14 protein-coding genes and 1 other annotated feature are annotated in these 13,009 nt (G+C 47.9%); of the genes, 5 read left to right on the top strand and 9 right to left on the bottom strand.

Features of this window, described 5'->3' with window-relative positions; all coding sequences use genetic code 11:
* Positions 1-34: 34 nt before the first annotated feature.
* From ACSW3C_RS00005 to ACSW3C_RS00015, 3 genes are all read right to left on the bottom strand, one after another.
* A complete protein-coding gene (locus ACSW3C_RS00005) occupies positions 35-544 on the bottom strand; it encodes a QueT transporter family protein (protein WP_486560216.1) in 510 nt (169 codons plus the stop codon).
* Between the two features lie 152 nt (positions 545-696).
* Positions 697-1,452 carry a 3-oxoacyl-ACP reductase gene (locus tag ACSW3C_RS00010; protein WP_486560217.1) on the bottom strand — a complete coding sequence of 252 codons (756 nt, stop codon included), beginning with the start codon at positions 1,450-1,452 and terminating at the stop codon, positions 697-699.
* 399 nt (positions 1,453-1,851) lie between these two features.
* Positions 1,852-2,070, bottom strand: coding sequence for a DUF2829 domain-containing protein (locus ACSW3C_RS00015; protein ID WP_486560218.1), 219 nt, complete (start codon positions 2,068-2,070; stop codon positions 1,852-1,854).
* Between the two features lie 210 nt (positions 2,071-2,280).
* Between ACSW3C_RS00015 and ACSW3C_RS00020 the strand changes: the two genes are divergently transcribed.
* A complete protein-coding gene (locus tag ACSW3C_RS00020) occupies positions 2,281-3,192 on the top strand; it encodes a catalase (RefSeq protein ID WP_486560219.1) in 912 nt (303 codons plus the stop codon).
* 10 nt (positions 3,193-3,202) lie between these two features.
* Here the strand turns inward: ACSW3C_RS00020 and ACSW3C_RS00025 are convergent, their stop codons facing one another.
* From ACSW3C_RS00025 to ACSW3C_RS00050, 6 genes are all read right to left on the bottom strand, one after another.
* Positions 3,203-3,556: a hypothetical protein gene (locus tag ACSW3C_RS00025; RefSeq protein WP_486560220.1), complete on the bottom strand. Its 354-nt coding sequence runs from the start codon at positions 3,554-3,556 to the stop codon at positions 3,203-3,205.
* Between the two features lie 132 nt (positions 3,557-3,688).
* A complete protein-coding gene (locus ACSW3C_RS00030; protein ID WP_486560221.1) occupies positions 3,689-4,378 on the bottom strand; it encodes a YoaK family protein in 690 nt (229 codons plus the stop codon).
* 118 nt (positions 4,379-4,496) lie between these two features.
* Positions 4,497-5,408, bottom strand: coding sequence for a pseudouridine-5'-phosphate glycosidase (locus ACSW3C_RS00035; RefSeq protein ID WP_486560222.1), 912 nt, complete (start codon positions 5,406-5,408; stop codon positions 4,497-4,499).
* Entirely contained in the window at positions 5,405-6,505 is a 1,101-nt protein-coding gene (locus ACSW3C_RS00040; protein ID WP_486560223.1) for a carbohydrate kinase, read from the bottom strand. The genes ACSW3C_RS00035 and ACSW3C_RS00040 overlap by 4 nt, the downstream gene beginning before the upstream one ends.
* 159 nt (positions 6,506-6,664) lie before the next feature.
* Positions 6,665-7,423 (bottom strand): SDR family NAD(P)-dependent oxidoreductase, encoded by a 759-nt coding sequence (locus tag ACSW3C_RS00045; protein WP_486560224.1) that lies wholly within the window; start codon positions 7,421-7,423, stop codon positions 6,665-6,667.
* A complete protein-coding gene (locus ACSW3C_RS00050) occupies positions 7,410-8,351 on the bottom strand; it encodes an MBL fold metallo-hydrolase (protein WP_486560225.1) in 942 nt (313 codons plus the stop codon). Before ACSW3C_RS00050 ends, ACSW3C_RS00045 begins: the two co-directional genes overlap by 14 nt.
* Positions 8,352-8,517: 166 nt before the next feature.
* Between ACSW3C_RS00050 and ACSW3C_RS00055 the strand changes: the two genes are divergently transcribed.
* From ACSW3C_RS00055 to namA, 4 genes are all read left to right on the top strand, one after another.
* Complete coding sequence (locus ACSW3C_RS00055; protein WP_486560226.1) at positions 8,518-9,663, top strand: SPFH domain-containing protein; 1,146 nt, start codon at positions 8,518-8,520, stop codon at positions 9,661-9,663.
* 18 nt (positions 9,664-9,681) lie between these two features.
* The gene (locus ACSW3C_RS00060) at positions 9,682-10,800 is read left to right on the top strand and encodes a TFIIB-type zinc ribbon-containing protein (RefSeq protein WP_486560227.1); all 1,119 of its coding nucleotides are present in this window, start codon (positions 9,682-9,684) and stop codon (positions 10,798-10,800) included.
* Positions 10,801-10,843: 43 nt separating this feature from the next.
* Positions 10,844-11,056 (top strand) — a binding site (T-box leader).
* Between the two features lie 50 nt (positions 11,057-11,106).
* Positions 11,107-11,916 carry a pyrroline-5-carboxylate reductase gene (gene proC / locus ACSW3C_RS00065; protein ID WP_486560228.1) on the top strand — a complete coding sequence of 270 codons (810 nt, stop codon included), beginning with the start codon at positions 11,107-11,109 and terminating at the stop codon, positions 11,914-11,916.
* 70 nt (positions 11,917-11,986) lie between these two features.
* Positions 11,987-13,006 (top strand): NADPH dehydrogenase NamA, encoded by a 1,020-nt coding sequence (namA, locus tag ACSW3C_RS00070; RefSeq protein WP_486560229.1) that lies wholly within the window; start codon positions 11,987-11,989, stop codon positions 13,004-13,006.
* Positions 13,007-13,009: the final 3 nt, after the last annotated feature.

Raw genomic sequence — 13,009 nt, forward strand, 5'->3', positions numbered from 1 at the left:
AGCACATCCTTAACCAATGGATGTGCTTTTTGATTTATTTTGTGAAATCTATTTTCTTCTGCAATGAGTAGACAATCATTCCGCCAACAGTCATGGATAATAGCTCGCCGATCCCTACAGTTAGCCAAGTCGGCCAGAACGGTGCACCGTACATGACAGTTAATTGTCCAGCTACGGTGAACATAGAAAAAGCGAAAATAAGAGCAGTCACTGCAAATTTGATAACCATATTCTTGATTTTCTTCGTCGCTGCCCGGCTGATCAGCAAAACAAGAAACGTTGCAATACCGCCGATGGGCACATCAAGAATCCATGTTGGCGACATGAAGTTTGCCAAAATGACACCAAGAGTGACCGCAACGATATACCGTTTATGCAGTAGTGCTAGATAATTGAACATTTCCGAAAGACGGAGCTGAACGGCACCAAAGCTGATGACCGAGAGCAGAAGTGTGACAGCGACGTATAAAGCTGCGACAATCGCAGTTTTGGACACCTCACTGACAGTGGATTGAGGGGTTTCCTTGAAGGAAGTCGTATTCATCATGATTTCTCCTTTGTAAAATGGCAGTCTTGCCATTTTAGTCATAACTACGGCCAAAGGAAGTCAGATCTGATATCTGAACGAAGTGCCGCAGTGCAAGCCGAAAAAGCTTACTTGGGTAGTATAACAGAAATCAGGATTGATGAATACGGCTATTTCGCAATCCACCCGCCATCGATCGGTACGACAGCACCATGCATATAATCGGACGCCTTACTTGCCAAGAACAGAGTAAGATTCGCGACTTCCCATGGTTGTGCCCAGCGGCCGGCTGGCGTCTCCTCAGCCACCCACTTTGCCATCGCTCCGTCCCCTTCGAAATCTGCTGCATTCATCGGCGTTTGGATCGCACCAGGCGCAATCGCATTCGCACGGATGCCAGACCGACAATAATCATAATCCAATTGCTTTGTGTAACCAACAATCGCATGCTTGGAAGCCGTATAGGCAGCACCGCCTCCCCCAGCGACTAAACCGGCGATTGAAGCCATATTGATCACCGTGCCTGAAGACTGTTGCAGCATGAAAGGGAGTACACAATTCGTCACCAGGTATGTCCCTTTGACATTGGTATCCATGATACGATCCCACAGTTCCTCGTCTGTCTCAAGCGTCTTCGAAAAACCGTCCAGCACGCCCGCTGTATTCAATAACACATCAATGCCTTGAAAACGGGATACCGCCATGTCAACCGCTTCTTTGATTTCCTCTTTGTTTCGCACATCCCCTTTTTGATAATAAAAACGGGAAGGATACGCTTGTTGAATCATTTCCATGCCTGTCGTCTCTAGATCTATTCCAAAAACTTTCGCCCCATTTTCTAAAAAAGCAAGTGCCTGTGCCTGTCCAATTCCAGAACCAGCACCAGTAATAAATATCGTCTTTCCGACAAACTCCTCGAATTTCATGATGTGCCTCCTTTGTGTGGACATTTTTATAAAGCCTATTTATTTTATCAGCGGATTTCTAGATGCGGTATCAAAATTGATTATTGCTCGAATGTAGAGGCTTGCCGGTATTGAACCCTACAATAGAGGGGGTCAGTGCCAATCAACCGGATCGAGCACTCTCAAAGCCGGTGTAACATCCGATAATCCGGTAAGAACCTCATATTCATCCGCTCAACGCCAATTACTTACGTTGAACACCATTAACTCGCCCTGAACGCCATTAACTCAGGTTGAACGCCATTATCTCGCCTTGAACGCTAATAAGCAGGAACGAACGCCAGATCCATTGAAAAAACGCAGGAGGTTTACCTGCGTTTTTTCATACTATTAATATTGGATCGCTCTGCGATTAATGGCTCAAACCACTTTCCAGTCTTCCGCCAGCAGATCGCAGACTGTCGGAGTGAACATTGTGTAGCCTTCCCCTTCTACGTTGATGACAAAATAGGGGTTTAATTTGAATCCGTCGAGTTCTTTCTCGCCAACTAATTTTACGTAAAGCTCTGCGCCGCCCCAGCCTTCTCGGATTACTTTTTCTCCCGCTTTTAAGCGAGGCAAAATTTCTTCAAATGTCATGGTCATCATCCTTTATTTATAGTTCCACTCCAAAGTATATCGGTTTGACGAAACGTTGACAAATAGTGAGGAAGATTGATCAAAGGAAAGAGGACGGCATAAAAGAGGAGACATAACGGGTCAGATATAAAGACAGTCGCAGGAATAAGTTAGTCGGGAAATGGGTATCCGTTGACTATGGAAGTATTCGTTTGAGAGGAAGTGTGTTGGATGGATGAAAAGCTGCGAAGAGAGGTAACACCTGAAGAAGCGGTCGATTCGATTGAAAATGCAGTGGGAACTTATCCCGGTCAGCGGCGTGCGCATACGAAAGGAATTGCTTTCGATGCAATTTTTCAACCGAACGGGGCGGCTTCGCACCTGACAACCGCCAAGCATTTGCAAGAAGAAACGGTAGAGGCGGTTGTCCGCTTTTCCCATTTTTGGCCGACTCCGAATCCACATGAACTGCTCGTACCCATTAAAGGGATGGCGGTTCGTTTCCTTTTGCCGGGGAACGCCTTTACTAATTTATCGATGGCCAATGTCCCTGTTTTTCTTACCAAAACACCCGAAGCTTTCATACGGCTTGTACAGGTGATAGCTAAGGAGCCGTTATCCTTAACGGAAAAGCTGGAAGTTCTAATTAAAAAGCCAGAGTTTGCAACCATTCCAAAGCTGCTGAGGAGCTTAACGCCTCCAGCCAGTTTTGCGACAGAAACGTATCATGCCCTGCACTCCTTCTATTTGGTCTCACCTGAAGGAACAAAGCAAGCAGTGCGATTTTCGTGGGTACCATTAGAACCGTTCGATGCAAAACATTCTTATGGTTCACGAGCCGACCTGGAATCTGAATTGATCAAACGGATGGAAACAGCGACTCCAGTTCGTTTCCGCCTTTTTATTCAGTTAGCCCAACCGGAAGATCCCATAGACGATCCAAGTACTATGTGGCCGGCTGACAGGGAAACGATCGAAATTGGCATGCTCACATTGAACTCGGTGAGGGAGGACGGAGCGGAATCGCTCGTTTTTGATCCGACCGTCCTGACCGAGGGCATCGAATGTTCTGATGATCCTGTTTTGCATTTCCGTTCACCAGTCTATGACCTATCGGCTGCCAGACGTTTACGCCATATGTAGGAGTGCCCCATTATCTTTTCTTTCGTTTCGTCAAAGCAAGGGACAAAACAATTCCAGCCGTCACGATGGCAGCCACCGTCACTTTTTTCTTGTCGGTCGTTCCGATGAACGAAACCCGTTCAGGCAAAATTTCATAGACACCCAATGGCTTAATGGAGAAGGCACCGCCGCCCCCTTCTCCGCCTTGGCCGTCACCACCTCCGCCAAAGGCATATTTTACTTTTGCGACTGGAATCACTTTTTTAAATCCAAGTTCAATCGGTTCGCCATACACAAGCGTAACATCCTTACTTGCCGCAAACTTTTTAAATATCGTTTTCACTGGTGTTTCAATGTATTTAGTAGTCGTCTTTTCCCGCGTCATGAGAAACGCCCCCTTCCTCATGATTGTATTCGCTTCGCCGCTAGGTAATTCCTTTGGAGTTGGCCATTCTTGCAAAGAGCAAGCTGATTCGTTTAATGAATTCCTTGGATTTAGTCTAATTCATCCTAACAGCTAACCTCTCAATCGCTTCACTTTTGAAATCCATTTCATTTCAATCCAAACGGCAGTCAGGCAAATAACAGTGAACGCACACCATAAATTCAAGCGGGCATCCAGCTTCACAGTGAGTGTGCCTGCGCCAACTCCTAGAATAAACAGCATGATGCCGATTGATAAATTGCGGCATTCCTCTCTTGCTTTTTTATCTTTTTGGGATATGACTTTATAAAGGTTGTTCATAAAATTTTTCGTATTACCCGTCATGATGCCATTATTCACCGCGGTTGTCCTGATTGTCCGGAACAAGGTGAGGACATAGCCTGCAAGTAATCCGAGGAAGAGTACCATCCAAGCGTCGGTAAGAGCGGTCTGAAAAAATGCCAGCAGCAATAAAAGAACCGCTTCTGTCATTAGAAACACGCGATATTGCTGCAAACCGAGATAGGAATACTTCGAGGAAATCGCTTCGCCTCCGAAAACCCCCAGCGCGAAGCCCGCCAGCACAGATAAATGGCTCAAAGATTCCTGCCACTCTCCTGAGAACAGTTTCGCGCCAAGCATAATCATATTTCCAGTCTGTGCACTCGCAAACGTACCGTTCCGCACGTCAAATGTATAAGCATCGATAAACCCCATTAAAAATGTAGAGATGATGGTCAAGCTTATTTTAATTTGCTCAGGCTGTCCAGAATCCGTATTCATAATAAGAGACCCTCCCCTGCCAAATGGTCCTCTTCTTGCTCTACCCCGTATGTTGGAATCTATTCCCGCAACTACTTAAAACAGAAAAAAACGCCCATTTACATGGACGTTTTAATTATCAACCTTGATTATACGCGACGGCAATCCTAGCACCGACAACTGCATTGTTTTTAACAAGCGCAATATTAGCGACAAGACTTTTCCCTTCCGTCAATTCTTTCACTTTTGCCAAAAGGAATGGCGTCGTGTCTTTCCCCTTCACGCCATTTGACTCCGCTTCTTTAAGCGCTTGTGCGATAATGCCGTCAATTAGCTCAGGTTCAAGCTCATCCTGTGCAGGGATTGGATTGGCAATGACTGCGCCGCCTTGCAAGCCCAATTCCCATTTAACGCGTAATGTGTCAGCAACCGTTTGTTCGTCGTCTGCCCGGAAGTTGATTGGGAAGCCGCTTTTTCTTGTATAAAATGCAGGAAGCTCATCTGTTTGGTAGCCAATGACTGGAACCCCTTTTGTCTCAAGGTATTCAAGCGTCAAGCCAATATCGAGTATTGATTTGGCTCCGGCACAGACAACTGCGACATTCGTATGTGCCAGCTCTTCCAAGTCAGCGGAAATATCCATTGTCGTTTCTGCACCGCGATGGACGCCGCCAATGCCGCCTGTTACAAAAATGCGGATGCCGGCCAGGTCGGCACAAATCATCGTAGCAGCCACCGTTGTCGCACCTAGCTGCTTTGTTGCAAGGAGGTAGCCAAGGTCGCGGCGGGATGCTTTCGCTACGTTTTTACTGTTGCCGAACATCTCAAGCTCTTCATCGGAAAGTCCAATTTTAATCATGCCATCAATTAAAGCGATAGTTGCAGGAACGGCGCCATTATCTCGGATGATCTGCTCGACTTCCCGTGCTGTCTGAACGTTTTGCGGATACGGCATGCCGTGTGAAATGATCGTAGATTCCAGCGCTACAATCGGTTTTCCTGCTTCCATTGCTTGTTTGACTTCTTCTGAGTATGAGAGATATTGATTCATTTGTATTCCTCCATTTCAATTTCTAGTTGTGATACAGTCAATTCCGGCCTGACTGTTGACGGGGATTCCAATGTTTTTGCTGCATTTACCCGGCCTGCATGGACAGCTTTGTCATTTGGCCAGCCAGTCACGACACCATGCAGCAATCCGGAGATGAAAGCGTCGCCTGCCCCTGTCACATCCTCCACATGCACCCCCTGGATGGCTTCTGCATGCAGGATCTGTTTGTTCTTTCGATCTGCCGCCATCACACCGTCAGATCCACGCGTGACGACAACATGGTCGGCACCTCGATCCAACAAGGCGAGAACCGCTTTTTCCCAGTCTTCCATCGTGTTGATTTGAATGCCTGTGTACGATTCGGCTTCGTCTTCATTACAAATGAACCATGTCACCCCTTCGAGTGTATCCGGCATGTTCGCCATTTTAGGCGAGGAAACCGGTACGATGGCCAAAGGAATTTCATGCCGAACGGCTAGCTGCCGTACGAATTCGGCAGTTGCTTTAGAGCAGTTCAAATCCATGACGACGAGGGAAGCCTGTGCGATATGCCGTTCATTCAAACTTATATATTCCGGTGTGAGGCTTTCATACACATCCATCGTCGCCAACGCAATGACGAGCTCACCATGCGGATCCAGCACTGCGGAATAGGAACCGGTCGATTCCGCGGGTAGCTGGTGGACAGCAGACAAATCCATAAAAGGTTCTGAGTACGTTGTGATTAATTCCCAATCCGCATCTTGACCTGCTACCGTCATCAATTTGACAGCATGGCCCAACCTTCCTAAATTCTCCGCAATATTGCGCGCCACCCCGCCAATTGCGACAGTCGCGGTCGTTGGATTGGAGGTTCCCAGCTGCGCCTCATTCTTCAAATGAAATTTTCGGTCTACGTTCGCGCCGCCGATGCAAACAATTTTCTGCATTTCCGGAATGACATAGGCCCTGCCTGTAATGATGCCTTTTTTCATTAAACCAGAGATCAGATTGGCGACCGCAGGGCGGGACAATCCCATCTCATCTGCAATTTCCTGCTGAGACAAAAATGGATTTTTCCGGATCAACTCGAGGACGAGCTGCTCTTTTTCATTCAACTTTCCGGCCTCCTTGCTTTATCACATAATAAACTTTTGTTTACATTTTAAACTTTTGTTATGAACTATGCAACCCTTATCTTAGCTTTTACGCAAATTCCCTTTTGGATACATTCATTGAATGCACGACAAAAAGAGCCCTTCAAAAGGACTCCTGCTTTATTTCTTATCAAAAAAACGTTTCCCGAATTTTTCAACCCATCCGGGAGCCAGCCCATATAGCCTGCTAGTCCAACCCATATAACCCGGCAAATTAATTTCTCTGACCGGCTTAGTCATCACTTTCACAACCGCTTCGGCCACCTTTTCGGTCGACAATAAATGAGCACCGACCGAATCCCGATATGTTCCGGTTGCATCCGCATGATCCAGAAATGGCGTATCAATTGGCCCTGGATGGATGGCGGAAACCTTTACGCCATGAGGCGCAACCTCCATTCGAAGAGCGTTGACGTACCCAATGAGAGCATGTTTCGATGCAGCATACACCGAGGCTTTCGGCGTTGCCACCTTGCCCGCCTGGGAGCCGATAAAGATGATATGGCCATCTTTTCTTTCCAGCATGACGGGCAACAGACGTTTTGTGAGCTTCATCGGTGCCAGAACGTTCACTTCGAGCATCATTTCAATCTGGTTGTCGGTCAGTTCTTGCGCTAGCGCAAAGGTGCCAACACCCGCCGAATGGATGACAATGTCTGGAGTGCCGGCTTGGTCAATCAGTTTATCGAGATCTCCCGCATTCGCCATATCAGCAGAAACGACGATTGCTCCTTCTTTCTGCAATTCAAGAAGGGCCTCTTTGGAACGCCCCGTGGCGATCAATTGATATTGCTCCGGCATAGCGAGGAGCCTTGTCGCCACTTCTCTTCCCACTCCGCTTGTTGCTCCTGTCAGGAGGACGGTTTTACGCTTGCTCATAGAATAGGACGCCGCTTTCTTCCGTTTCCCGGATCTTCCCTTTAGACAGCAAATAATCGACTTGGCCGATTGTTTCGGACAACGTTAATCCAAGTTCCTTCTCATAGACGGCCGGGAAAAGTTCCTTCGTCAACTCAAAAATAGTCTTCCTTCCACCACTCATCATCCCATGCACTTTATGTGCCCGTTCTTTTTGCTTCGTGAGCCGTGATTCAATTAGCGGCTGGATGTCATGCACTTCATTTCCATGGCCGCTGTAGATGATGTCAACCGGCAACTCATGGATGCGCTGCAGCGAGGCATTATATTGCAAGAGTGACCTCGGACGCGTATCATTCGGGTTTGCTGGCGGCTCGATTAATGGGTTCGAGGACACCTTTTCCAGCACTACATCCCCGCCAATCATCATACGCTCCTTCTCATTCCAGAAGACGAGATGGCTTTGCGCATGGCCGAGTGCTTCCATAACCGTCCATCCAGGATGGCCGGGAAGTTCATCCCCTTCGCCAAGCGTGCGGTTCAAAGTCCGATCGCCCATTAATGCAAGCGGCCGCTTCATCTTTTCCACCCAAGGTAAATACTGTTCAGGCACCCCTTCCTCGAGGAGGCATTGTAAATAAAACCGATCATGATAGTCCAGGAATTCTTGATCTCTCTTCAGCCAGAGATCATTATACGGGTGGCCGATCACTTCCGCACGGTCAAATGCGTCCATCCATCCTGCATGATCAGGATGATGATGCGTCAAAATGACTTGCTCCACGTCTTCGAATGAGTATCCCGCTTCCTTCAGTCCCCTTTTCAGCGCTTCATAAGCTTCCGGCGTTTTCGGCCCTGCGTCAACGAGTGATAATGTATCCCCTTTTATTAGAAATGCGTTCACATCTCCGACAGCAAATGGTGTAGGCAGTACAATTTTATGTATCATCTTAGAAACTCCTTTTATTTGTCAGAATGAATGATTGTTCAGTCCATTGTACAATGTTTCCCTGATGCCGTCACTATTCGGAATCCTTCCCACCTTGAAACCATTCAATCGATCGTTCGTAGTATGATATAATGAGCGCAACAGAAGGATGGAAGGGGTAAGTCATATGGGTATTTTTAATTTTTTTAAGAGCCAATTCATTGAAGTGATTGAATGGACTGACCATAACACCAACACAATGGTCTATCGATTTCCCGTACAAAATAATGAAATCAAAATGGGAGCCAGCCTGATTGTGCGTGAATCGCAAGTGGCGATTTTTGTCAATGAAGGAGAAATCGCTGACGTCTTTCATCCAGGTCACCATGTTCTCTATACACAAAATATGCCTGTGTTGACGAAGTTGAAATCATGGAAAACAGGTTTCAATTCTCCTTTCAAGGCGGAGGTATATTTTATTAATACAAAGCAATTCATCGATCAGAAATGGGGCACGTCCAATCCTATTATGATGCGTGATCGTGATTTCGGCATGATTCGCCTTCGCGGCTACGGCATTTATTCGTACAGAGTAGCAGAGCCTGTCGTCTTTTTACGTGAATTGTTTGGAACAAATGGTTCTTATGACACGCAAAGCATCGAGAGCCATCTGAAAAAGATGATCCTATCCGGTCTAACGGATCTGTTTGCGGAATCGCAAATCCCTGCGCTGGATCTGGCCATGCATTACGACGAGCTGAGCGAAAACGGCCGGCAGAAAATGCAAGAGCGCTTCAGCCAATTCGGATTCGAAATTACGTCTCTCTATATTGAAAATCTGTCCTTGCCGAAAGAAGTCGAAGAGGCGATGGATAAGCGGACGACGATGGGTGTACTCGGCAATATGGCGCAGTACCAGCAATACCAGGCAGCAGAAGCGATCCGGGACATTGCACAAAATGAGGGAGGCGGCCTCGCAGGTGCAGGGGCCAGCCTCGGCGCTGGAGCGGCACTAGGCAATGTCATGGCTGGGGCCTTCTCAGCGCCAACTCAGCCTGCTCCGACGCCTGCTGTAGAAGAACAGAAAATGGCTTGTCCGCACTGTCAATCTCAAATCCGGGCGACCGCAAAATTCTGTCCGGAATGCGGCCAATCGGTGCAACCTCCAAAGGTGCCATGCATTAAATGCCATGCGGAAATCAATGCAAATTCGAAATTCTGCGGAGAATGCGGCGCCAAGCAGGTGACAGAAAACAATTGCCCTTCTTGCGGAGCAGCAAACACTCCTTCCGCCAAGTTTTGCGGCGAATGCGGCAAAGGTTTAAGCAATTAACAAGCGGGTGGTGATCGTATGACGGAAGGACAGATGGATGTCTTGGAATCAAAGAAGCAAGAGGAAACGGAAGTATTGACTTGCGACAGCTGCGGCGGTAATACCGTATTTGATCCGGCGACCGGCAGCATGAAGTGTCCTTTTTGTGGAACAGAAAATGTGATAGAAGCGACTCACCATAATGATGTGGAACTTGATTTCAATGAAGGGCTGGAGCAGGAGGATATTAGCTGGAATAAAGAAAAGCGAGTATTCCGCTGTGATAGCTGCGGCGCGGAGACCGTGCTGGACCGGGATGCCGATGCTGACTTCTGCTCGTTTTGCGGTTCCAGCCATATCGCGAAGAGTGAGAATCGACCGGGAATCAAACCTTCTCTCGTCGTTCCTTTCAAAGTGCCGCAGGAAGAAGCAGTTGCTAAATTTAAGACGTGGATCGGCAAACGATATTTTGCCCCATCCAAACTGAAGAATTCCTACGAGCTTGATCGATTGAGCGGGGCGTACATCCCCTACTGGACCTTCGACTCCCAAACCGATTCTGCCTACACCGTCCGGATTGGCACCTATTATTATGTGACCGAGACGAGAACCGTCTATGAGGACGGCAAGCCGAAACAAGTGACGGAGCAGGTAAGGAAGATCAGATGGCGAACCCAGCATGGCCGCTACGCTGAGTTTTTTGATGACGTACTCGTGAAAGCGTCCCGTAATGTCGCCTCCGGGCTGATCAACAAAGTGGAACCGTTCCAGTTGGCCCATCTTGTGGATTATAAAACGGAATACGTTTCCGGTTTCTTGGCTGAACGCTATTCAATACCTCTGAAAGTCGGCTGGCAAGACGCCAGATCCATCATCGACAGTCGGATCCGGAGCGGAATCTTAAGCAAGGAACGCGGAGATGAAGTTCAAATTGTGAGCGTCTCAACTAGCTATCGGCGCATTACCTATAAACACGTTTTGCTGCCACTATGGATTTCTTCTTTCCGGTTTAACCAAAAAGTGTACCGTTTTCTTGTCAATGGACAAACAGGAAAAGTGAGCGGTCAAGCACCGGTGAGCTTCTGGAAGGTGTCCTTTGCTGTAATTGCTGCACTGGCTGTACTTGCCGTAGTCTTGTACTTCTTTGATGCATTTTAACTTGTTGACTTTATTCTGAATATATGACATAATCGTTCCAATATTTAGAGCGTTGAGGAAGATCAGTAGGATGGGTGAAGGATTTCAGAGAGCAACGTCATCGGCTGCAAACGTTGCATCCCACTCCCTGTTCGAACCTGCTTCCGAGCTGCTATGGAAACATAGCCGTTCCTTCCGCGTTAAGGAAGGATGAGTTGTGCCGCAAGCGGCGGCAAATGAAGGTGGTACCGCGGAAACTGACGTTTTCGTCCTCTCTATGGAGGATGAAGGCGTTTTTTTATTTGACACGGAAAGGGTGTTGGAGAAATGAATTCGATCGTATTTGTGGGTGCCGGTTCCATGGCCGAAGCTATTGTGGCAGGCATTGTCGAACATGATGTTATGAAAGCGGATCAGGTGTATGTGATGAATAAATCGGACGACGAACGGCTGAAAGAGATGAATGAAAAATACGGCGTCGCGATCGTCTGCCCGGAAAGACGGGCGCTCAGGGAAACGGATATGATTGTGCTGGCAACAAAACCGAAAGACATTCAACAGGCCATGCAGGAAATAGAACCATTAATACATGACGGGACCGCTATTCTCTCCGTTATCGCTGGTGTATCTATAGAAACTATAGAAAACGGTTTAGGCAGCCGGCCGATTGCGCGCTCAATGCCTAACACGTCTGCGACAATCGGAAAGTCAGCGAGTGGTGTTGCCTTCAATCGATTCGTAGATGAATCGATTCGCGCACATATTTTGCACCTGCTTGGCTCCATTGGCATTGTTAAGGAAGTGGAAGAGGATGAACTGCATGCGGTGACTGCCCTATCCGGTAGCGGACCCGCCTATATTTATTATATGGTGGAAGCACTGGAAGAAGCGGCGGTGGCAAACGGCTTATCGAAGGAAGTGGCGCGGGAATTAATTGTCCAAACGGTTGAAGGGGCTGCCGCCATGCTGAAACAGACTGGCGGTGAGCCGGCAGCGCTTCGAAAGAATGTCACGAGCCCGGGTGGCACGACGGAAGCGGGTTTACGGACACTCGAGGAAAGGATGTTCAAGGAAGCGGTCGCAGCCTGCATCAGCCGGGCAGAGGCCAGATCGCGTGAGCTTGGCACCATGTTTTGACATTAGACATTTGGTATACTGAAAGCGAAACGATCCTGCTAGTCAGCAAGGCATTCAAGGAGGTTTTTTCATGGCTTTATTGTTTGAACCCTATACAATCAGGAATGTAACGTTTAAGAACCGGATTGTCATGGCGCCAATGTGTATGTATTCTTCGGATCAAGAAGACGGCAAAGTAATGGATTGGCACAAAATCCACTACGGCTCGCGTGCTGTCGGGCAAATCGGTCTACTCATCGTCGAAGCAACAGCTGTCCTGCCAGAAGGGCGCATCTCCCCACAGGACCTCGGTATTTGGAGTGATGACCATGTCGAAGGGTTAGCCGAATTAGTCGGACTGATGAAGCAGCACGGGTCGGCAACCGGCATCCAGCTGGCACACGCAGGCCGCAAAGCGACCGTAGACGGCACCATTTACGCACCAAGTGCAATAGCGTTCAGTGATCAATACAAAACACCTGCTGAAATGACAATAGAAGAAATTGAAAAGACGATAACCGCTTTCAAGGACGCGGCCATCCGGTCTAAAAATGCGGGATTCGATGTTATTGAAATCCATGCAGCGCACGGCTATCTTATCAATGAATTCCTCTCACCCCTCTCGAACCATCGGACAGATGAATACGGAGGATCGAGCGAGAAACGGTATCAGTTCCTGCGGGAAATAATTGATCAAATCCGTTCAGTTTGGGATGGCCCATTATTCGTCCGCATCTCGGCACATGATTATGCAGAAGGCGGCATGACACCGCTAGACTATATTGAAATGGCAAGATGGATGAAAACGCAGGAAGTCGACCTGATTGACGTCAGTTCAGGTGCAGTCGTACCTGCAAAAATCGAAGCATTCCCTGGGTATCAAGTGCCCTACGCAGAATTGCTGCGCAAGGAAGTGGATATTCCGACCGGTGCAGTCGGCTTGATCACATCAGCTGTCCAAGCGGAGGAAATCTTGAAAAACGGACGAGCGGACATGGTCCTTCTTGCACGCGAGCTACTTCGGGATCCGTATTGGCCTTACCGTGCAGCAAAAGAACTTGGCGTTGAAATTGAAGTTCCAAAGCAATATGATCGCGGCTGGGTATTTTAATTT

It is taken from the genome of Sporosarcina sp. AD_1 (assembly GCF_057373025.1).

Excerpts from the sequence above, each read along its gene's own strand:
- ACSW3C_RS00005 (WP_486560216.1), bottom strand. The coding sequence starts at position 544 with ATGAATACGACTTCCTTCAAGGAAACCCCTCAATCCACTGTCAGTGAG.
- ACSW3C_RS00010 (WP_486560217.1), bottom strand. The coding sequence starts at position 1,452 with ATGAAATTCGAGGAGTTTGTCGGAAAGACGATATTTATTACTGGTGCT.
- ACSW3C_RS00015 (WP_486560218.1), bottom strand. The coding sequence starts at position 2,070 with ATGACATTTGAAGAAATTTTGCCTCGCTTAAAAGCGGGAGAAAAAGTA.
- ACSW3C_RS00020 (WP_486560219.1), top strand. The coding sequence starts at position 2,281 with ATGGATGAAAAGCTGCGAAGAGAGGTAACACCTGAAGAAGCGGTCGAT.
- ACSW3C_RS00025 (WP_486560220.1), bottom strand. The coding sequence starts at position 3,556 with ATGACGCGGGAAAAGACGACTACTAAATACATTGAAACACCAGTGAAA.
- ACSW3C_RS00030 (WP_486560221.1), bottom strand. The coding sequence starts at position 4,378 with ATGAATACGGATTCTGGACAGCCTGAGCAAATTAAAATAAGCTTGACC.
- ACSW3C_RS00035 (WP_486560222.1), bottom strand. The coding sequence starts at position 5,408 with ATGAATCAATATCTCTCATACTCAGAAGAAGTCAAACAAGCAATGGAA.
- ACSW3C_RS00045 (WP_486560224.1), bottom strand. The coding sequence starts at position 7,423 with ATGAGCAAGCGTAAAACCGTCCTCCTGACAGGAGCAACAAGCGGAGTG.
- ACSW3C_RS00050 (WP_486560225.1), bottom strand. The coding sequence starts at position 8,351 with ATGATACATAAAATTGTACTGCCTACACCATTTGCTGTCGGAGATGTG.
- ACSW3C_RS00055 (WP_486560226.1), top strand. The coding sequence starts at position 8,518 with ATGGGTATTTTTAATTTTTTTAAGAGCCAATTCATTGAAGTGATTGAA.
- ACSW3C_RS00060 (WP_486560227.1), top strand. The coding sequence starts at position 9,682 with ATGACGGAAGGACAGATGGATGTCTTGGAATCAAAGAAGCAAGAGGAA.
- proC (WP_486560228.1), top strand. The coding sequence starts at position 11,107 with ATGAATTCGATCGTATTTGTGGGTGCCGGTTCCATGGCCGAAGCTATT.
- namA (WP_486560229.1), top strand. The coding sequence starts at position 11,987 with ATGGCTTTATTGTTTGAACCCTATACAATCAGGAATGTAACGTTTAAG.